At 70.5% G+C, this 18,679-nt stretch carries 21 protein-coding genes; 10 read left to right on the top strand and 11 right to left on the bottom strand.

Annotated elements, in window-relative coordinates; translation table 11 throughout:
• Positions 1 to 633: 633 nt before the first annotated feature.
• The 9 genes from ACIQAK_RS27450 (at position 634) to ACIQAK_RS27490 (ending at position 8,736) form a co-directional block, all read left to right on the top strand.
• Complete coding sequence (locus ACIQAK_RS27450) at positions 634 to 1,533, top strand: helix-turn-helix domain-containing protein (RefSeq protein ID WP_366392451.1); 900 nt, start codon at positions 634 to 636, stop codon at positions 1,531 to 1,533.
• 2 nt (positions 1,534 to 1,535) lie between these two features.
• Positions 1,536 to 2,249, top strand: coding sequence for a hypothetical protein (locus tag ACIQAK_RS27455; RefSeq protein ID WP_358889176.1), 714 nt, complete (start codon positions 1,536 to 1,538; stop codon positions 2,247 to 2,249).
• 162 nt (positions 2,250 to 2,411) lie between these two features.
• Positions 2,412 to 3,053 (top strand): WhiB family transcriptional regulator, encoded by a 642-nt coding sequence (locus tag ACIQAK_RS27460; protein WP_366392450.1) that lies wholly within the window; start codon positions 2,412 to 2,414, stop codon positions 3,051 to 3,053.
• Positions 3,050 to 4,516, top strand: a complete 1,467-nt coding sequence (locus ACIQAK_RS27465; RefSeq protein WP_366392449.1) for a hypothetical protein — start codon at positions 3,050 to 3,052, stop codon at positions 4,514 to 4,516. Before ACIQAK_RS27460 ends, ACIQAK_RS27465 begins: the two co-directional genes overlap by 4 nt.
• Positions 4,516 to 4,707: a hypothetical protein gene (locus tag ACIQAK_RS27470; protein WP_366392448.1), complete on the top strand. Its 192-nt coding sequence runs from the start codon at positions 4,516 to 4,518 to the stop codon at positions 4,705 to 4,707. The genes ACIQAK_RS27465 and ACIQAK_RS27470 overlap by 1 nt, the downstream gene beginning before the upstream one ends.
• Positions 4,708 to 5,027: 320 nt before the next feature.
• Positions 5,028 to 5,654 (top strand): hypothetical protein, encoded by a 627-nt coding sequence (locus ACIQAK_RS27475; protein WP_366392447.1) that lies wholly within the window; start codon positions 5,028 to 5,030, stop codon positions 5,652 to 5,654.
• Positions 5,651 to 7,381, top strand: coding sequence for a relaxase/mobilization nuclease domain-containing protein (locus ACIQAK_RS27480; RefSeq protein WP_366392446.1), 1,731 nt, complete (start codon positions 5,651 to 5,653; stop codon positions 7,379 to 7,381). The genes ACIQAK_RS27475 and ACIQAK_RS27480 overlap by 4 nt, the downstream gene beginning before the upstream one ends.
• Before the next feature lie 145 nt (positions 7,382 to 7,526).
• Positions 7,527 to 7,970: a hypothetical protein gene (locus ACIQAK_RS27485; protein WP_366392445.1), complete on the top strand. Its 444-nt coding sequence runs from the start codon at positions 7,527 to 7,529 to the stop codon at positions 7,968 to 7,970.
• 79 nt (positions 7,971 to 8,049) lie between these two features.
• Positions 8,050 to 8,736, top strand: a complete 687-nt coding sequence (locus ACIQAK_RS27490; protein WP_366392444.1) for a hypothetical protein — start codon at positions 8,050 to 8,052, stop codon at positions 8,734 to 8,736.
• Positions 8,737 to 9,065: 329 nt separating this feature from the next.
• Here the strand turns inward: ACIQAK_RS27490 and ACIQAK_RS27495 are convergent, their stop codons facing one another.
• From ACIQAK_RS27495 to ACIQAK_RS27515, 5 genes are all read right to left on the bottom strand, one after another.
• Entirely contained in the window at positions 9,066 to 9,914 is an 849-nt protein-coding gene (locus ACIQAK_RS27495) for a transposase (protein ID WP_366392443.1), read from the bottom strand.
• Between the two features lie 9 nt (positions 9,915 to 9,923).
• Positions 9,924 to 10,448, bottom strand: a complete 525-nt coding sequence (locus tag ACIQAK_RS27500) for a transposase (protein WP_366392442.1) — start codon at positions 10,446 to 10,448, stop codon at positions 9,924 to 9,926.
• Positions 10,449 to 10,495: 47 nt separating this feature from the next.
• The gene (locus tag ACIQAK_RS27505; RefSeq protein WP_366392441.1) at positions 10,496 to 11,317 is read right to left on the bottom strand and encodes a DUF317 domain-containing protein; all 822 of its coding nucleotides are present in this window, start codon (positions 11,315 to 11,317) and stop codon (positions 10,496 to 10,498) included.
• Positions 11,318 to 11,332: 15 nt separating this feature from the next.
• The gene (locus ACIQAK_RS27510) at positions 11,333 to 11,623 is read right to left on the bottom strand and encodes a hypothetical protein (RefSeq protein WP_366392440.1); all 291 of its coding nucleotides are present in this window, start codon (positions 11,621 to 11,623) and stop codon (positions 11,333 to 11,335) included.
• Positions 11,624 to 11,704: 81 nt separating this feature from the next.
• The gene (locus tag ACIQAK_RS27515) at positions 11,705 to 12,058 is read right to left on the bottom strand and encodes a DUF317 domain-containing protein (protein ID WP_366392439.1); all 354 of its coding nucleotides are present in this window, start codon (positions 12,056 to 12,058) and stop codon (positions 11,705 to 11,707) included.
• 224 nt (positions 12,059 to 12,282) lie between these two features.
• Here ACIQAK_RS27515 and ACIQAK_RS27520 point away from each other — a divergent pair, with 224 nt between their 5' ends.
• Positions 12,283 to 13,596 (top strand): hypothetical protein, encoded by a 1,314-nt coding sequence (locus ACIQAK_RS27520; RefSeq protein WP_366392438.1) that lies wholly within the window; start codon positions 12,283 to 12,285, stop codon positions 13,594 to 13,596.
• 207 nt (positions 13,597 to 13,803) lie between these two features.
• Here ACIQAK_RS27520 and ACIQAK_RS27525 read toward each other — a convergent pair whose 3' ends face one another.
• The 6 genes from ACIQAK_RS27525 to ACIQAK_RS27550 all read right to left on the bottom strand — a co-directional run bounded on the left by ACIQAK_RS27525 (position 13,804) and on the right by ACIQAK_RS27550 (position 18,671).
• Positions 13,804 to 14,814, bottom strand: a complete 1,011-nt coding sequence (locus tag ACIQAK_RS27525; RefSeq protein ID WP_366392437.1) for a SpaA isopeptide-forming pilin-related protein — start codon at positions 14,812 to 14,814, stop codon at positions 13,804 to 13,806.
• Between the two features lie 35 nt (positions 14,815 to 14,849).
• Entirely contained in the window at positions 14,850 to 15,644 is a 795-nt protein-coding gene (locus ACIQAK_RS27530; RefSeq protein ID WP_366392436.1) for a DUF317 domain-containing protein, read from the bottom strand.
• 49 nt (positions 15,645 to 15,693) lie between these two features.
• Complete coding sequence (locus tag ACIQAK_RS27535; RefSeq protein WP_366392435.1) at positions 15,694 to 16,179, bottom strand: hypothetical protein; 486 nt, start codon at positions 16,177 to 16,179, stop codon at positions 15,694 to 15,696.
• 29 nt (positions 16,180 to 16,208) lie between these two features.
• Positions 16,209 to 17,081 carry a DUF317 domain-containing protein gene (locus tag ACIQAK_RS27540; protein ID WP_366392434.1) on the bottom strand — a complete coding sequence of 291 codons (873 nt, stop codon included), beginning with the start codon at positions 17,079 to 17,081 and terminating at the stop codon, positions 16,209 to 16,211.
• Positions 17,078 to 18,307 (bottom strand): ATP-grasp domain-containing protein, encoded by a 1,230-nt coding sequence (locus tag ACIQAK_RS27545; protein WP_366392433.1) that lies wholly within the window; start codon positions 18,305 to 18,307, stop codon positions 17,078 to 17,080. Before ACIQAK_RS27545 ends, ACIQAK_RS27540 begins: the two co-directional genes overlap by 4 nt.
• 61 nt (positions 18,308 to 18,368) lie before the next feature.
• Positions 18,369 to 18,671 carry a hypothetical protein gene (locus ACIQAK_RS27550; protein ID WP_366392432.1) on the bottom strand — a complete coding sequence of 101 codons (303 nt, stop codon included), beginning with the start codon at positions 18,669 to 18,671 and terminating at the stop codon, positions 18,369 to 18,371.
• Between the last annotated feature and the right edge of the window lie 8 nt (positions 18,672 to 18,679).

Below are 18,679 nucleotides of genomic sequence, written 5' to 3' on the forward strand. Positions count from 1 at the left end.
GTCTTGCAACCAAAACCTACATCAGATACTTTTCGTTGCAGAGCCGGAGGGGGAACCCCTCGCGGGTCACCCTATTCCCCTTGACCGCCAGGCAGGCACCCCGGGTTCTGCCACGAACAGGTAGGACTGGCCCTGATGCCGGCATACCGACAGGCGCTGTCAGGCAGCGGGTCCGGAGCGGGCCGCAGTCCTGCTCACGCCTCGCGGGGTGACTCTCTGCAACTAGTACAGGGTTTAAGAACCAAGTCTGGATCTTGACGCGGGTCCGTGCGTATGTTCGTCGTCCCCCGGGCAGCCCGCCCGCGGCGGCGGACGTGAGGAGCCGGCGAGCACGGAGGGGACCGGTAGGTCCCGTAAGACAGCGGCGGCGTCCGGGAGCGGTAACTCCCGGACGCCGAACGCTAAGCGGCATACCCGCCCCTGCAAGGGCGGAGATTGCCCACCATCACCACGCTGAGTCCTTCCGAGGGGCGCTTCAGCGTGGCAACACTGCAAAGGGGAGTATCGCATGTCTCCTGTCCTGCGCAAAAAGCCGTTTCGTACGGTCTGCGCGGCAGCCATCCACGCTTCGGCGCTTCTGCGGCCCGAGCCGGAACGCCTCGTCCAGGCTCGTCCCGTCACCGGGAGCGGGCGATGAGCAGCGAAGCCCGCGAGTGGGTCTGGGAGCACAGCTCCAGCCGAGGTGCCGCGCGCCTGGTCCTGCTGTCGATCGCCGACCGGGTGACCGACGACCAGTGCATCTCCTGGGCCTCGCTGTCCAGCCTGGCCAAGCGGACGCGCGCCTCGGTCTCCACGGTGCGCGAAGCCATCGAGCGCCTGGTCCTCGCCGAGGAACTGGAACAGCTCGACGACCTCGTCGGCCCGCAGCGCAGCACGGTCTACCGCCTGCCCCTCGCCGCCGATGCCCTCGTACAGGCCCGGCGCGAGCAACAGCAGGAGGAGGACGGCGAGACGGGGGGCGCCGACGCGCCCACGGGGCCCGCGAAGCTTCAGCTCTCGGCTCTGCGGCGGTACGGAATCCGCTCGCGTGAGGTGCCGGAATCCCCCGCGAGGGGCCGGAAACCGGCAGTACCGGGAACCGGCAGGCCGCGACGGAAACCGGCACCCCGGCGTGCCGGTGACCGGCACAGCGATGTGCCGGTCACCGGCACACAGAACCGTAGTGAACCTGATTTGAACCGGAGGTACAGCAGTAGTGGTGCTGCCGTCATCTCCGCTGCCGAGTGGCGGGTCGACCCTGCCACCCACTCCTGGATCCGCCAGCAGGGGCACCTCGACCGCCTCGGCGAGCAGGGCCTCCAGGCAGCCGACGCGAAGTGGCGTGCCCATCGCGCCGACTTCAAGCCGAGGCCGGCGGACGCCTGGGCTGCGGACTGGAAGTCCTGGGTCGCCCGAGAGCACGCTCCCGGCCGCCCGAACCTCCACGCCGTGCCCGGCAGCAAGGGCGGCGCTCCTGGCGGGATGACGCGGGCCGAGGCCCACACCGCCGCCCTGCTGGCCGCCCTCGACGAGCCGACCGGAACGGAGGGCTGACCGTGGACCGCCGCGAAATCGCTGCCCTGCTGGCCTACATCGGCCGGCTCGACCCCCGCACCATCCGCACCGACAAGGGCGAGGTGGCCGACCAGCTCGCCCAGTGGCACGAACTCCTCGGTGACGTGCCGACGGCCACTCCGTACGGCTGGGATGCGCTCGCCGTGGCCCGGCAGCACATCCGCACCTCGCCGTACCCGATCCTCCCTGCGGATATAGCCCGTCCCTGGGAGAGCTACCGGCGCGACCGCCTGGCCAGGCACTCCGACCCGACGCCGTCCGTCGACCCGGACGACCAGGCTGCCTGGACCGCGGAGCTGGTCGGTACGCGCCGAGCCGTCGCCACCGGCACCGTCCAACCCGCGCAGGCCCGGGCCATCGCCACCGGCCGCGCGGGAGCCGACCCGAGGCTGGAGGCAAGGCTGCGGGAGATCGGCTCCTGCATACCGCCCGCCGCCCGAGCAGCCCTCGCTCCCTTCCGGCCCGCCCGCGCAGCCCGAGAGGCCGCTGTCGCGCAGGGGCTGCCCGACGCCCTGAGCGTGCGGTGCGCGTGGTGCCTGGCCCAGCCCGGCGATTCATGCCGTCGCCGGAGGATCGGTCCCGACGGTGGAGCCCGCGGAACCGCCCCCTGCGCCACGCACCCCAGCCGCCTCGATCTCGCCGCCGCCCAGCAGGCACAGCTCACCGAGCAGACCCGGCGGCCTGCCCTCGCCTGACCGGCGCTCCCGGCACGTGCACCCCGTCCGCTGCACGGCCACCTGAAACCACCGTCCCGCTCCGGCTGCGGCGCGCGCCTCCGCGCCGCAGCCGGCACCCGACGCCGCACCCGCCGAGCACCGCGCCCGCCGGTCCGTGCGGCAGCACATCGGAGACCCAACTTGCGCCACATCACTACCCATGCCGCGCCGGCCACCGGCCTGCGCGGCATCGGAGACACGAGCTGGCAGACCCGCGGCACCTGCCACGGCATGGACACCGAGGACGCCGAGGCCGTCTTTTTCCCCGGCCCCCGGGACCACGAGGAGATCGCGGAGGCTAAGGAGCTGTGCGGCTGGTGCCCCGTACGTCGCGAGTGCCTGGACTTCGCCCTGGAGAACGCCCTCAAGGAAGGCGTGTGGGGTGGCCTGACCGAGGCCGAGCGCCGCCCGCTGCACGACAAGCTCCAGAAGCGCCTGGACTACCGGCGTGTGATCGCCTTCTTCCAGGGGCGTGACGTGCACCTGACGGAAACCGAGCGGCAGGTCGTCATCGACCACGCCTACGTCCGTGGCTGGCTGCCCGACCGGCTCGCCGTCGCCCTGCGGATCAGCCACAAGCACGCCCGCGACCTGCTCCGACAGGCAGCCAACAAGGTCCTCGACCGCGACCGTCACCACGGGGCGCCTCGCCCCAAGAAGAAGCGGAAGAAGACCTCGAAGGCCAAAGGAACTCCCACGCCCGCAGCCACCGGCACCCAGCAGCCCGCACCCCGCCCGGCAGCGTCGTCCCCGACGCACGCCCATTTCGGAAAGGCCGCATGACCCACCCCGTACTCGCCTTCGGCGCGACCTCGGACCTCCCTCTCCTCCTGGCTGCCGTCGTGCCCGCCACCCTCGCGCTCGTGCTGACCGCCTGGGCCATCCGGCGCCGGGGAACCCGAACGCAGAACCGTGTCGGCGGACCGGCGGTAAAGGTCGCCGCCGTCGCCGCCTTGGGCTGCACGGCCTACAGCGCCGACACGAGCTGGCGGTTCGCCGCCGACTACCTCGACATGGCCGGCACGGCCGAGCGGGCCGCCATGTTCGCCGCAGCGGAACTCGCGCTCTTCGCCACTGCGCTGATGGCACGACAGAACCTCGCCGTCCAAGGCGCCCCCGGACTACCGGGCACGCTGGTCTGGGTGATCACCTCGGTGCAGGTGATCCCCGCCTACGCCGAGAGCGGCCCGGTCGGCGGTACCGTTCGAGCCTTCGTCGGGCCGATCATGGCGGCGATGCTGTGGCATCTGGCCATGGGCATCGAACTACGGCTGCGCACCCCTGGCGCCGCGTCGAACGGGCTGGTCGCCGTACTGGGGCGCGAGGCCCGCGAACGGCTGCTCTCCCGCCTGGGCATCGCCGCGCGAGACCGCGACGCCGCACAGATCACCCGGGACCGAGCCACCGCCCGCGCGGTCGCCCTTGCCGCCCGGCTCGCGGACCGTACTCCCACGCAGCAGCGAAACCGTCGAGGCCGGTGGCTGACCCGACGTCTATCGAAGGCGGTGGGCAGGGCCGCGGTCGGCACCGATCCACTCCAGCGGGCACAGCTACTCGACCAACTCGCCGCCCGGCGACACGCTCTCACGCTCGCCACGGTCCCGCTCCCTTCCCCATGGTCCCCGGCGAGCAGCAGCGCATCGGCTGCTCCGGTCCCAGCCACCGGTCCCGACGGTCCCGACCAGCCGGTCCCGGAAGGAGGACTGGGGACTCCTCGGGGACCGGTCCCCAGCGAGACGGCTCCGGAGACAGAAACCGGGGCCGGGACCGAGGCCGGGACCGGGACCGAGGCCGGGACCGAGGCCGGGACCGGGACCGGGGCCGGGACCGAGGCCGGGACCGGGACCACCACCGGGACCGACGCCGGGACCGAGGCCGGGACCACCACCGGGACCGACGCCGGGACCACCACCGGGACCGGGACCGGGACCACCACCGGGACCGACGCCGGGACCACCACCGGGACCGGGACCGGGACGAAGAAGGAGCAGTGCGGCCAGCCCCGCGCCTCTCAGGCGCGGCGCCCGTCGGGCACGCTGACCGCCACCGAGCGCAAGCTCGTCCGGGGTGCACTCCCGCACGTCCCCGCTCTGCTCGAACGGGACCGAAACGAAGCGGTCACTCGGAGACAGCTGCGGGAAATCATCCACGCGCATAAGTTGCCGGGCGTGGGAAACCGCCGAATCGGCCTCGTACTCGGCGAACTACGGAGTGCCGACACCACCCGGGCAAGGAGCGCCGCCTGATGAAGACCTGTCGCCGGTTCGACACCGTCCGCGCGGAGTTCGAGCGGGAGATCAGCTTCATGCTGGCCCACTCCCAGCGGTACGAGGGCAGGCCCTCGGGAAAGTCCAGCGCGAAGCTGGCCACGTCGGCGAAACAGCAGATGGCCCGCGCGCTCTCCACCCACGTCGGGCGCTGCATCGAGTGCGGCTGACCTGTCAAAACCCCAGCTCAATGGCCCTATTCACAACAGGTGGTCCGGCTCCGTGCCGGGCCACCGTTCCGCTTGGGAGGTATCGCTGTGATTCCGCGTTTTCCTCGGTCATCCGAGCCCACCGTCGCCGAGGCCGGCGCCTGGGCGGACGTCTTGGTCCGCCGACGGCTCCTGCACGCCGCCGTCATCACGCCTACTGGCCAGTGGCTCGTCCAGGACCGTCCCAACGCCCCCGTCCGCGTCCTGCACGGACCGGAAGGCTTCCTGGCGCTGACCGCGTCCATCCAGCACCGAATCCGCTCCACGAGGCCCGAATCCCGATGACGAACGCTCCCGAGAACGGCACCGCCCCGGACCCAGCTCGCGACATCAACTCGGTGCCTGGTCGAGCAAGTTGGGGCGGAAGCATAGCTTCCGCCGATCCCGCCCCCAAGGGGGCGGGATCGGACCTGCACCGGGGGGCGCAGGTCCTTCAGGCTTCGACCGGGGGCGGATCGAAGCCGAGGCAGGAGGAGAAGCAGACGCAGCCGCTAACCCGCCGAGAGAGAGCTTCTCGCTCCCGTCAGCGACCGCGTCAACCGCCCGAGAAGAAGCGCCTGCGCCAGCCCGCCACGCGATTCAACGAAGACGAATACGCCCTGATCAGATCCGCCGCCGACCGTTGCAAGCTGTCGGTCGCCGGGTTCCTCGCCCGAGCCGCTCTCGCCGCCGCCCGCGACCTCGACCGCACCAGCGCCGAGATCGCCGACGAACGCGAAGTGATCGTCGCCCTGTTCGATAGCCGCCGTCGGCTCGGCTGGGCCGGCAGCAACCTCAACCAGGCAGTCAAGGCACTCAACTCCGGCGCGGACGCTCCCCAACTCGAAGCGACCATCGCCGCCGTACGGCACGCCGCCGAGGCCGCCCACGAAGCCGCCACACGCTTGATCGAGGGCAACAACTCATGATCCCCAGCGTCAATCCATCAGGGTCGGACACCCGAGGTCTCCTCTACTACCTCTACGACACCGGCAAGCACGAGGACCACACCGACCCCCATCTCGTCGCCTCCTTCGACAGCATGTCCCCCGACCCCGGACGCGACCCGAACGCCACCCTCACCGACCTCACGAAGCTCCTGGACCAGCCGATGATGGCCCTCGCCCGGCACGCCCGCCCGGCCAAGCACGTCTGGCACACCTCCGTACGCGCCGACCCGGGCGACCGGATCCTGTCCGACGAGGAGTGGGCCGGCATCGCCCGCCGGATCGTCGCCGCCACCGGCATCGACCCCGGCGAGGGACAGTCCGGCTGCCGCTGGGTCGCCGTACGGCACGCCGACGACCACATCCACATCGTCGCCACCCTCGTCACCGAGGACGGCCACCGCCCCGACGACTACCGCTCCGGCGCCCGCGCCCAGGCCGAAGCCCGGCTCATCGAGAAGGAACTTGGACTCCACCAGGTCGCACCCGGTGACGGCACCGCCGCACAGCGGCCCACCAGCGCCGAACGGCACAAGGCGAAACGTCAGGGCCGCGAACGGACCGCCCGCGAAACACTCCGCGAGACCGTACGGCGGTCGGTGACCGGCGCGAGGAGCGACGAGGAGTTCTTCGCGCGGCTCGCCTCCGCCGGCCTGCTGATCCGCAAGCGCACCGCGCCCTCCGGTGACCTGCTCGGATACAAGGTCGCGCTGCACGACGACCTGAACAAGGACGGCGAGCCGGTGTTCTACCCCGGCGCACGCCTGGCCCCCGACCTCTCACTGCCACGCATCCGCGAGCGCTGGTCCGGCGACCCGGCCTCCGACCAGGACGACAAGATCCGTACGAGGCCGAGCACCCCGGCCGCCGCCCGGCGGACCACGGCATCAGCGGCGTGGCAGGCGGTACTCGTCATCGAGCGCGGTGAAGACGCCGTCGCCGCAGCCCACATCGCCGCCGCCGGCGAAGTCCTGGACGCTCTCGCGACCACGTCCGCCGCTCACACCCGCCGCGAACTCCGCGCCGCCGCAACGGCCTTCGAGCGTGCCTCCCGTTCCCACGTACGCGCTATACGCGGACACGACCGGGCCCTGCGTCAGGCGGCCCGCGACCTCGTCCACGGCGGGGCGGTTCTGGGCCGGGGTGAGGACGGCGCGAGCACCGCGATGGCGATCGACATGCTGTTCTTCCTGATCACCGTCGCCGCGCACTGGCACGCACGGAAGGGGCACGCACAGCAGGCGGAGGCTGCTGCGCGGGCCGCCGAGCACCTGCGCTCCGCTTACCAGCCCGCCGCCGCTCAGCCCCTCGGCGTGCTTCACGCGCGGGGACGGCGTCTGAGCAGGCCGGTGATCCAGCGGCAGACCGCACTGCTGCGCGACACCCTTCCGAGGCTGGCCGAGCAGATACTCGCCGAGCCCGGCTGGTACGCCCTGGCCGCGACCATCACCGAAGCCGAAGCCGCCGGCCACGACCCAGCCGTCCTCCTCTCGGCTGCCGTGGAACGCCGGGAACTCGACACCGCGGACAACGTCAGCGACGTCCTGGTGTGGCGGCTCCGGCGGACGGCCGACCTGCCCGCCGACGCCTCCGTCCTCCCCGAGACGGGCACGGCATACAGCCGGACCACAACGCGCAGGCCGACGACCCGACCCTCCACACCAGGCAGACGTCGCAACGGGCCAGAGACGCCGAGGCAGGCTCGGTGAGCCCCGCCGAGCACCGGACGTGCTGGTCAGCACACCCCACCGCAGCGATACGGGAGCGAGCGCTGTGGACTTCGTGAATTGAAACCGCTGGGGCCCTAGGGCACGATCATGAAGCGAGTTGGACGAGGCAGAGGAGGACGCCAGGGTGTTTCACCGAATACGCCGCAGGGCCAAGGAACCGAGCGTGGCGGAGCGCCAGGTAGCCGACTGGCATGCGCGGATGGAGAACCAGGTCCCTCCGGGCCTCGGCGAGCCGACGGCTCAACCGGAGCACGCCGGGCCGATGGCAATGGTGGACGACTTCCTGCCGCCGGAGCTGCGGGTGCCGAGCCACGACCAGCTCGACGGCAGGATGATGCCGTGGACGCAGCCGCTCGTCCTCGACGGCGAGATGGCCGCCTGCACCGAGTGCGGCGAATACCGGGACTGGCTCATCCTCTCCACCCGGGACGAGATCTGGCTGCGTTGCCGGGCTGGTCACCAGCAGCAGGAGACGCGCCTCGACACCGCGTGGTACAACCGGCATGCGGGGCCGGCGGACGCGACGCACGCGACGTTCGAGGACTGCCTGCGCCACCTCGGGCACTGACCACCACTCCTACGACCCCACCGGGCCTGCGGGCCCGTACTGACCACCCGTCGCCTAGCACCAAGGGGTCAGTTCCGTCATGCGCGTTCGCGTCGCCACCACCATCCTCGGCATCACCGCCGCCCTCCTCGCCGTACCCGCCTGCTCCACCGACTCCGTCGACAGCCAGCCCACCACCGGACCGGCCGCACGTCCCGGGAAGGCGACGAGTGGCACCACCGTCCTCTCGTCGGCCGCGCTGGAGTCGCGCCTGCTCGACGAGGGCGACCTCGGGAGCGGCTACTTGCGCAAGCCGGAGCGCCCTGCCCAGCACGACGACGTCACCGTCGTCGGCTGCCCGGCCCTGAACGAGCTGGGCGGTGACGCCGCGATCGGTGGCAGCCTGTCCTTCCCGCGCAAGGCGAGGGTCTCCTTCACCTACAACGGCAGCTCCTCGGAGGTCTCGGAGGAGCTGTACAGCGACAGCGCGAACAAGCTGTCCGAAGGCATCGGCCGGATCTTCGAGGCGATGACCGGGTGCTCGACCTATCAGGTCGTCGCGGGTGGCACCCCTATCAACATGGCCTCCCAGAAGCTGTCCCCGCCGCGCGGTCTTGGTGACGAGCAGTGGAGCCAGCTCCTGACGGCCTCCGCCGCAGGGCGGAGCACCGTGGTCAAGCAGACCGCGATCCGCGCGGGCAGCCTGTTGCTGATCGTTTCCGGCTCCCCGGCCCTCGTCGACCGCCACCTCGACAAGGCTCTCGACAAGGCCGCGGCAGGGAGTTGAGACGGAATTACCCACCGGGCGTCGTTCAGCGCGAGCGACGCCCTGCGTGGGTCGGTTTCGCAGCCTGTGAAGGCTGCTGGGCCGTCGAGTCGCCGTGCCCGGCGCATGCGTGAAGCCCGGCCTCCCCGTACGGGGAGGCCGGGCTTCGTTGGTGTCCGGCGAGGCGGACGGGACCGTGGGCGCCATTCCCACGTCGGGGCTCACGGCCCGGAGGTACCTTCGGGCGTACCACGGCCCGCCCGCCTCTCCCGCTCCGGCCGAGAGCGGGGGCCTTCACCACCTGCGCGGTGAACGCCTCCGCCCTCGGACAAAGCGAGTACCTCACCGTGTCATCGGGTGCGATATCGGCCGAGAACGTGTCGATAGATCGTCTGCGTGCTGACCCCGAAGGTCCGGGCGGTGGCCGTGACGGTGGTTCCGGGGGCGGCGAGCGTTTCGCGAGCCAGCATGATCTGCTTCTCGTCGAGCGGTAGCCGCCTCGGGAGGCTGGGAGCGTCGTCGGCGGCGGGGTCGTAGCCGAACGCTGCGCCGTCGTCGTACGGCAGTCCGGTGGCCATGCAGTGGTAGAGGCAGAGGACGACCTTGCGTCCCAGCTTCCTCAAGGCCGTGGCGTGCGCGTCACCTGCGGAGCGGCGCATCGTGTAGTACGCGTGGGCTCCTGGTGAGTGGGCGACCAGGGAGAAGGCCGTGGTGTGGAGCGTGCTTCTCAGGTTCCTGGAGGACGCCCGCCGGTAGGCAACCCGCACGGTCTGGCCGGAGGCCCAGGTGACCGGGGCGACACCCGCGTAGGCCGCGAGGGAGCGTCCGCTGCCGAAGCGCTCGACGGGCCGGTCGCCGATCTCCGCCAGGAGGTAGGCACCGAGGACGGTCCCGATCCCTGGAACGCCTTTCACCAGCGGATGAAACCGGTGGGCGGCATAGTGCCGCTCCAAGTCCCGCTCCAGCTCGTCGGCCCTGCGCACTGCGTGGTCGAGGGCCGCCAGAAGGTGGCTGATACGCAGACCTTCGGCGGCCTCGACCCGGGGTTCGAGGAGCATTGCCGGGCGGTGGAAGATCATGCGCAAACGCTCTGCTTCGTTCTGAACCGAGCGCTTGCGGCCCGCCGCGGACAGCAGCGCAACCAGAGCCGTACGGTCCAGCAGGGCTGCCGCACGCGGGGTGGGGGCAGCGGCGAGCACGGCTCGCGCCTAGGCGCTGCGCAGTCCGCCGACGCTCGCCGGCCACGCCGATACGGCCGCCGGCCAGATCCGCATCAGCCCCGCCCGCAGGGCGTGCAGGGCTTCGGTGCGGCGCGCTACGGCTGCTCGGTGGGCGTGCGCCACGACGCGCAGGGCCTCTGCCTCCGGAGAGGATGCAACGACCGGACGAGCCTGGCCCGCCAGAGTCATCGAGGCGATCAGCCTCGCGTCGGCGCGGTCTGTTTTGGAGATCCCTTGTGCCGTGCGGTGACGAGCGGCCCGGGTGGGGTCGACGTGAACGACCTCCAGCCCCGAAGCCGCCAGCGCGCGGGCGAAGAGGATGTTCACGTCCTCGATCCCGGTGACCGTCGCTCGCCATCTGCGAGCCAGCGGCGCGAGGAACTCCCGGTAGCAGGCAACAGGGTCCGGGGCCTCGGCGTAGACGATCCGGGTCTCGCCGACGACCGCACCCGACCGGTCGACCACGGCCACGTCGAGCCACTGGTCCGACCAGTCACAACCCGCGAAGAGCAAACACCCACCTCCTCAGGGCAGAAGAATGGAGAAGACGCGTGTGCGCCCTAACTGGCCGGTGCCCGCAGCAGCCGCTCCTGTGTAGCTGCGGGCAGCACCCGGCGCAGGACCGGTGCGGTCGAGCTGAGAGCGGCGGCGAAGGCGGCGACGAGATGATGCGGGACGCCGGCGGCGAACGATGCCGCCCACAACCACGGTGCGCCGAGCGCGGGTTCGGCCCACGCCTGCCACCCGGCCAGACCTGCCCCGTCGTACTCGGCCACGAGGACGCGCGGGTCGGAGTCCTGGATGAGCGGCGGAACCTCGCCGAGGCTGATCTGCGAGGTGAACGTCGGGTCCGCCGCTGCCCCCTCCGGCTGGTCGAGGTCGCGGAACCATCCATGAGCGGCAACAGCGTCAAGGACCAGCTCGGGTCCGGTGAGCGGCTCGGTCGGCTGGTCGCTCGCGTCCAGCGCGACAAGGAAGTCGACCACTGCCTCGCCGGGGACTTCGCGGGTGAAGTAGGCCGACCACTGGGCGAGCGGGCTACTCGACTCGGCTCGGGCGGAGACCTGCCAGGCGACCGGCAGTCCGCCCAAGAGGAACGGCTCGTCCGGCAGCGCCCATTGGGCCCAGCGACGGGCATCGGGGCTGATATGCAGGACGGTGCTGCGCACGACCTGGCGGTCCTCCGGTGCCTCATCCGGCTCGTGCCGTCCGCGGACAACCGTCAGGCTCGTCCAGCCCAGGCCGGACAGCGTGTCGGCAACGGCGTCGTAGAGGCGCCCGTCGTCACCGGCAAGGTGTCGCGGGCCGACCCAGAACGCAGGCGGGCCACCGCGAGCGGCGGAGGGGTCGGTCGGGAATTCGGGGTACAGGGGCGCCTCCAAAGGCTCGGTGCGGATTCAATTGCCGCCGGCACGACGGCGGGCGCGGCGCGTGGGCGCTTGAACGGGGCCCTGCCACGTCAGGGCGACAGCGACCTCGGTCGGCAGATGGCCGAGCTGGGCGTCCGCGTCCCGTCCTTCGGCGAGATAGACGACGATCCGACCGGTCTCGTCCACGGACGCCACCACTCGCTCGATGCGGTGCGCCATCGGGAAGAACGGGTTCATGGCCAGGCGGACCGGAGCCTTCAGGTCACGGGCGGACAGCAGATCGATGAGATCGCCGACGGTCATCTCCGAGGACGTCACGAAACAGCCTCCTGGGGTGGGGAAACGGGGGGACGGCAATACGGATCGGCCGGTGAGCGGTGACGGTAGAAGTCGCCGCAGTCATACGCGATGTGAGGTCGCCAGCACGCGCTCCACCACTGCGGCGACAAGGTCAGCCGGTGTCTCGGTGTCGAACGACATGTGGTAGCCGGGCACCTCGGCCGTACCGGTGACGGCGATCGTCCACCCCTCACCATCCGTACCGGGACGGCCACCTGGGAACCAGCCGAGGTAGAAGCAGCCGTCCTTCGAGCTGATGTGCACGTCCGCCCGGTCATGCACGATCAGGTGGAAGTCGTCAGCGGAAAACTGATCTGTCACGAGCGTGGGTCGGCCGCGGCCAAGCTGCCACTCGCGCAGACGCAGGGCTTCGATGGTGGTGGAGAAACCAAAGCCGGCAGGAGCTACGGTCAACGGCAATCACCTCTCTGACCTGGCATTTCTTGCCAGGTCGTCTACGTTGACATGCGTCAACGCACCTTGGCCAGTCTTTCCGCGATCTTTCTTGTCTGCCCCCGGCGAACTGCTGGCGCAGTCCGTTTCGCGACGAAACCACGGAGCCACGCGAAGGAAAAGAAGTGGCCGACGAAGGCCCTTCTGGTACATGCTGGCCCGTTTCCCATCGCGAGGAGAAGTGCATGGAGATCCGGCCTCTTGCAGAACTGCGCACCGCGGACGGTCTGTCTCTGGCGTTCAACCCCTATGCGTTCGGCGGTCGTATGGAGCCCGAGCACGCTGCGGAGTTTCAGCAGCGCCAGATCGCGGACTGCGACCTGGCGGACGGCGTCGCGGCCGGAACACGTGACTCTTTCGAGCGGCTGCGCACCGTTTTCGCCTACGGCGTGCTGTGTTACGACGTGTACACCTTGGTCGGCGACCAAGCGCTCCTCATCTACGAGCAGGCGTTGCGCGACCGCTTCATGGAATGGTGTGTCGGCACCATCACGTTCCGTCGTCCTAACGACCCGGACGTCTCCTGCTCCGTCACGTCATACGACGACGTGAAGAAGCTCGCGGGCATGATGCTGCGCGAGCGGTCGAAGCTGGTTGTAAATGCCCACGCCGTCGAGTTCAACGGAATGCTGCACGGACTGCGCCTATGGGCGCGGGCCGCGGGTCTGCTCCGAGGGCGCCGCAGCCGCACGGTGGAGGGCGCGCTCGCCCAGCTGCGCAACCATGTGGCCCACCCGTCCGGCCACCATGTCGACACCCCCGTCGAGGCAGCCCGAACGGTGCGAGATCTAGCGGAATTGATCAATCAGCTGTGGGGGCAAGCCACTACCGATGGGCGCCTCTATCCGGCCCCGCTGCGCCGGGAGATCGCCGTGCTGAGCTGGAACGAGTCCGGGAGTACGCGAATGGAGCCCGCCGGCACGTTCATCCTTTCCGATCCCAAGGAAGACCACAGGGACGAGGCGTACCAGCACGTGGTGGTGCGGTCCATCCCCTTCGTACCGGGCAGCCGATGGGATGACGCTCACTGGGCGGAGTTCGACACCCGGTACGAGACCACACGGTTTCCGACGGACTACCTGTGGGGGCCGGGCACCCGAGAGGAGGCCCGAGCCTGGCTGGAGCAAGAGCGCCCCGAGGGGGATACCGTCGACTTCACCGACCGCGTGTTCCTCGTCCAGGACCACCAACGCCTCCTCCCACCGATGCGCCCGGCGGTAGCAGCCGGACTTCCCGAGGCGGAACGGGCCGGGACCTGGCATGCCGTGCGCGCCGACTTCCCGGACGATGCCTTCTCGCACGTCCGAGGTTCCGCAGATCGCAGCGCCGGTCACGCCCGCCGACCCGGTGACTGCCCTGCCTGTTCCGCCGAACTCCTTGGCTTCGGCTCTTATGACAAAGCTCTTCGCGCTGCAGCAGCAGCGCTCGGCCCGATCCAGGCAGTACGCCTGCCCTCCGTCCGGCTCCCCTTGTCCCCCTTCCGACCCCAGAGGTCCTGAGCAGCCCGTGCGACCTACTCGCCGCGCGTGCCTAGTCCCAGCTCGCTGCGGCGACGCTTGACCTGTCGCGCACGGTTCGCGTCTCGTACCGGCGGGGCCGGGCATCACGTGTTGGTGCGCCAGGACGATCCGCGGTGAACGACGAAGCCCCCGGATTCCAGGCAGTGGAATCCGGGGGCTCCGTCGTGGACGGGCGCGAAGATCGAGTCAGCGGTCGGTAGACCCGTCGACCCGAGTGACCGGACGGTTGCGACGTGCCAGGAGGAGAGAGCCTCCGCCGGCTGCGATGAGCACGGCCGCGCCGCCGATCAGCCACGGTGTGGCATCGGCGCCGGTGCGGGCAAGAGAGCCCGTCGGCGTGGAGCCCCCGACCGGAGCTGCGGCCACGGATGAGGAGTCAGTATCGGGCGTGGGCGCGACCTTGGCCGGGAGCGTCGCCCCGCTCGTACCGCTGCTCGGCTTTCCGGGGCTGGACGCGGAGGGGGTGGGCTTGTGCGTCGGCTTCTCTGAGGGATCGGGCTTCGGGTCGGTGACCTTCCTGGCGTTGGTGACGGTCACGGTGACCGGGGCTCCGGGGCCCGCGGTGAACGTCTTGGACGGCTTGTAGAGGTCGTACCCCTCCGGAGCCTTGATCTCCTTGACCCAGAACTCTGTCTTCCGACTCGACACCGGCAGCTCTCCGGAGGCCGTGCCCTTGGGACCGGTGGTCAGGGTGAGCAGCGTCGAGGCGCCGGTGCCGATGTTGACGGTCGCGCCGGGCAGGAGCTGTCCGGTCTTATCGTCCTTGGCCTGCAGGAGAACGGTGGCGGCCTTGAACGGGTCGGTGATCGTCAGCCGCGTGGTTGCGCCGGGGGTGATGATGACGTCCTGGTCGGCGACGACCCCGTGGAGCGGGCTGCCGGAATCCGTTTCCTTGAGCCGGTAGACGCCCGGTTCAAGGTCGGGGAAGGCCAGCCGGCCCTGAGCGTCGGTCTTCCCGCTTCCGGCTTCTTGTCCGGCGGAGTCGAGCAGCAGGAACGCAGCACCGAGCAGCGTTTGCCCCTCCGGGTCCTTCTTGGTGATTTCTACGCTGCCCGCCTCTTGGGCCGGGGTTTCGGCGGGGGCGGCGGAGGCCGAGGGGGTCGGCTCGGATGACAGGGCGCTGGCGGCTGGTGCCCAGGCGAGGGTGCCGGCCACCGAAACGGCGGCGACGGCGGATCGTACGAGACGTGCGTGCACGGGGAGGAAGGCTCCTTGACGGGTTGTGGGAGGTGTCATCGGGTCCGGCCGGGGGCCAGACCCGCAGGGGGTGGAACCGCCGTGGGCTGGTGCCCTGTCGCGGCTGCCATGTAGAGGCTGTGCCGGAAGTCGAGCGGTACGTCCTTGACGCTGCGGTGCAGCGGTTCGGTGGAGATCAGGGAAGCGGTGAAGGCCGCGACGAGCGTGGCGGGGGCACCGCGCGTGAAGCGTGCCGTCCAGTGCGGATTGGCCCGGTCTCCGGCCCAGGCCGTCCAGGCAGCATCATCCAGTCCACGGGATCTACCGGGAGCGAACCGGTGGCGCACGGCACCGAGGCCGTCCGGTGAGCGGAAGGTCTGCGTGCCGACCATCTGCACCTCGTGGCTCCAGCCGCGGGCGAACAACGGCGCGTACGCCGTGTGCGGGGCCGTGTCGTCGTCGAACAGGTAGTCGCGGTCGCTGTAGCGGTCTTCGAGGTGGACATCGAGCAGTTCGGCGTGCACGTCCCGCACGAGTTCGGCGGGGGTGGTGACGTCGAACGTGATCTCCCACGCCTTGGGGCCGAAGGGGATGCGGTTCGCCCCGATGGTCCACGTTCCCTGACCTGACGTGTCGGGTTCGAGGACGAGGCGGGTCCATAGCCGGGCGCACGGGCTACTGGAGAACGCCATTCCCTCGTCGGCCGGGTGGAGGTGCCAACCGTTCTCGAAGGGGAAGGGCCAGATCGAAGCAAGGTCTCGCTCTCCTGGGCCGGCGAGGTGGCGAGGCAGCACCTTCACATTCTGGTCCGGGCCGAAGTTGGTGAAGGGGTCAAGGGGCGGGGGCGTCATGGCGGTTCCTGCCGGAGGTCGGGCGTGGAAGGGCGATCGGGCCGCTGGTTCACCGTCCGCGTGCGGCCTTCACCGTCGGTGCGCCGGGCGCCATGGGAACGGCGTGGTCGATCGCCCGGCTCCGGCTGTGGGCAGCCCAGGCGCCGGGGAACCAGACGGCGGTGTACTTCTCGATGGCGTCGCGCAGCCCGGTGGCGACAGCGCCGTGCCACGGCGGGCGTCCGGGGAGGTGGGACTCGTCGAAGGTGGCGTAGTGCTTGGAGTTGGGGCGTCGGTTGCTGGCCTCGTCGCGGCGGTGGAATGTTCCGTGGTCCAGGAAGCTGAGCACCACCGCGTCGGTCTCACCGCGGTCCGGGTGGACGACCGCCACGCGCAGCCCTCCGTAGGTGTCGGCGTGGATGGTGTCGGCGAAGTCGATCCGAAGCCGCAGGGGTGCGCCGGGGACGGGGGCGGCGAAGTAGGTGTTGCCCACGACGGTGTGGTCGTGGAAGGGGAGGCACAGCTCGGCGAAGAACTCGGCGGCTTGGAGGGGCAAGGGGGCTCCAGGTCGGGGTCGGTGTGGTCCTATCGGCGTGGGCCGGGCAGGGCAGGCCGGCTGGTGGTGCTCCAGCGCGGGACGCTGGCCGCGGGAAGTGCGGCTGGGCGGCGGGCTGCGAGGGCCCGCCGTACGTCGAGGGGTGTAGGAGTCGGCGGTGCGGGCGGGAGGATCGGGGTGAGCTGGGCCATTCCCTTGATGTAGCTGGAGGTGTTCTCTCGCCATCGGGGCAGCGGAGCCGGATTGGCGAGAGACTCGGTGACGGCGGTGAGCAGGGCGACGGGGGTGTTGGTACTGGCCGTGGCGTACCAGACGGGCCGGTCGATGGATCTGCCCGCCCACAGCTGCCAGCGGGCTCCTCGCGTGGTCAGTTCGGCTGCCGGGTCCAGGGTGCCGGTGGTGAACTCCACGCCACAGTGCCCATCCGGGGACTGCACTGCGAAGACGCCCCACCGCGGGTTGTCGATCTCCCACCCCTGCTTGAGGAGCGGGACGAACGCGAGGAACGCCTCGTGTTCTTCCATCCCGGCGGCCGGCCCGGCCAGGTAGGTGTCCGGTCCCTTCTTGTACGCCTCGGCGAGGGCGGTGGTGAATGCCTGGACGAACTCGGTGGGAGCACGGTCGTTGAAGCATGCCCCCCAGGTCGGTGGGCCGAACGGGTCGCGATAGGCGTTGATGCGCCAGAGACCGTCGTCCTCGCCTTCGGGCAGGTAGCCCAGGCGTACGCGCCGGTCGGGTGCGGTCAGGTACCCGTTGGAGTCCTCGTCGACCCGCAGGTCCCAGTCGAGGTCGAGCAGCGGTGCGAGGGCAGGGTCACCGGTCCCGGTGGTCGACGCGAGATAGCGCGGGGAGACGTAGACGTCACCGTCGATCTCGTGGTGCGGATCGGGTTCGTGGTTCACCGGTCTGCCCTCGTGGTGAGGGTGATCTCATCGGCGGCGGTGTCGAGGCGTTCGGCGACCTCGGCGGTGGTCCGGCCGGTGACGATATAGAAGCCCGCGCGCGCGACGTACAGGTCGCCGTCGGGCGGCAGGACGAGCTGGTCGCCGATCTCGCGGATCCACTGGACCTGCCGCAGCCACGGGGTGTGGGCGGCGAAGGGCTGGTTGATGTTCCGTTCGGTGAGGGTGCCGGAGGTGTCCGGGTAGAGCATGCGGATGCCTGCCGCCCCGTTGCGGGTCGGGGTGAGGTCCGGTGTCCGGCCGCACGCGAGGTCGGCAGCGGCCCGAGGCAGGTCGATACCGGTGGCAAGGTGGACCAGGTGGCCGATCATGTCGCCGCCGATGCGCGCGTTGACCTCGATCAGCCGGGGCTGCCCGTCAACGAGGCGCAGCTCGACGTGCTGCACTCCGTCGGTGAGCCCCAGGGCCTTGACCGCGGCAGCGGCGGCTGGGGCGACCTGGGCCAGGAGCGGGTCGTTGGCGTCGACGGTGTGGCCGGTCTCGTCGAAGTACGGTGCGGGGCCCAGGTGCTTGCGGGTTACGGCGACCGCGGTGGTCGTGCCGCGGTGGGTGACGCATTCGACGGAGAACTCCGGTCCGTCGAGGTATTCCTCGACCAGGACGCTGGTGTCCTCGCGGCTGCGGCTGGCGCCCTGCGTGGCGAACGCGAAGGCGGCGGGCAGGTCTTCGGGACGGTCGACGCGGATCACGCCGATGCTGGCGGCGAACGCGGCGGGCTTGAGGACGGCGGGGTAGCCCAGCGTCATCGTCGCCAGGCCCGCCTCCAGCAGGGTCCGTGCCTTCATCGAGCCGGCCGACGGTACGCCGTGGCGGGCGAACAGTGTGCGGGCGGTGGCCTTGTTGCGGCAGGCTCGCATCACCACGACGGAAGGCGAGGGCAGACCCAGCTGGTGGGTGAGGACGGCGGTGGGGAGGAGGTTCCACTCGTCCCAGGTGACCACCCCGGCGAGGTCGTGACGCTCGGCCAACAACCGGCCGCCGGCGAGCAGTGCAGCAGGGTCGCTCAGGTCGACGACGGCATGGTCGACGATGAACGGCTTCTCCCACGACGGCTCGGTGCCGGTGAGCAGGACGACGTCGTACGCGGCGGCCACCTGCTCAAGGCAGTAGCCGCGATAGGTCTCGTCTCCGGGAGACACGATGAGGACGAGGGGGCGAGCGGACAAGAAGGGGTGCTCCGTATCGGTGGACAGCAGGGGAAAAGACGAGAGAGCGGGTGCCGTCGGGTCAGGCGGCACGGCGGCGGCGCAGCTCGAACGCAGGTGCCCAGTGGGGGTGTTCGTCGATCAGCTGGCGTGCGTAGAGGGCGGTGTAGTTGTTGTTCAGCCCGGCGACGCCGTGCGGGAGCTGACGGCGCAGGTCCTCGAAAAGGTCCTTGAGGCTGATCCGGGTCGCGCCGGCGGCCAGGCGGCGTGCGGCCATGCGCTCCAGTGCCCGGTAGACGTGCGGGTTGTGGGCGTCGAAGGTGCGGAACTGCTCGGTGATACTGCGACCGGTCGCGCGGTGCGATCCGCGGATGGCGGTGGGCATGAGGTTCT

Origin of the sequence: Streptomyces sp. NPDC088706 (assembly GCF_044752765.1) — a bacterium.
Taxonomy (GTDB): Bacteria; Actinomycetota; Actinomycetes; order Streptomycetales; family Streptomycetaceae; genus Streptomyces.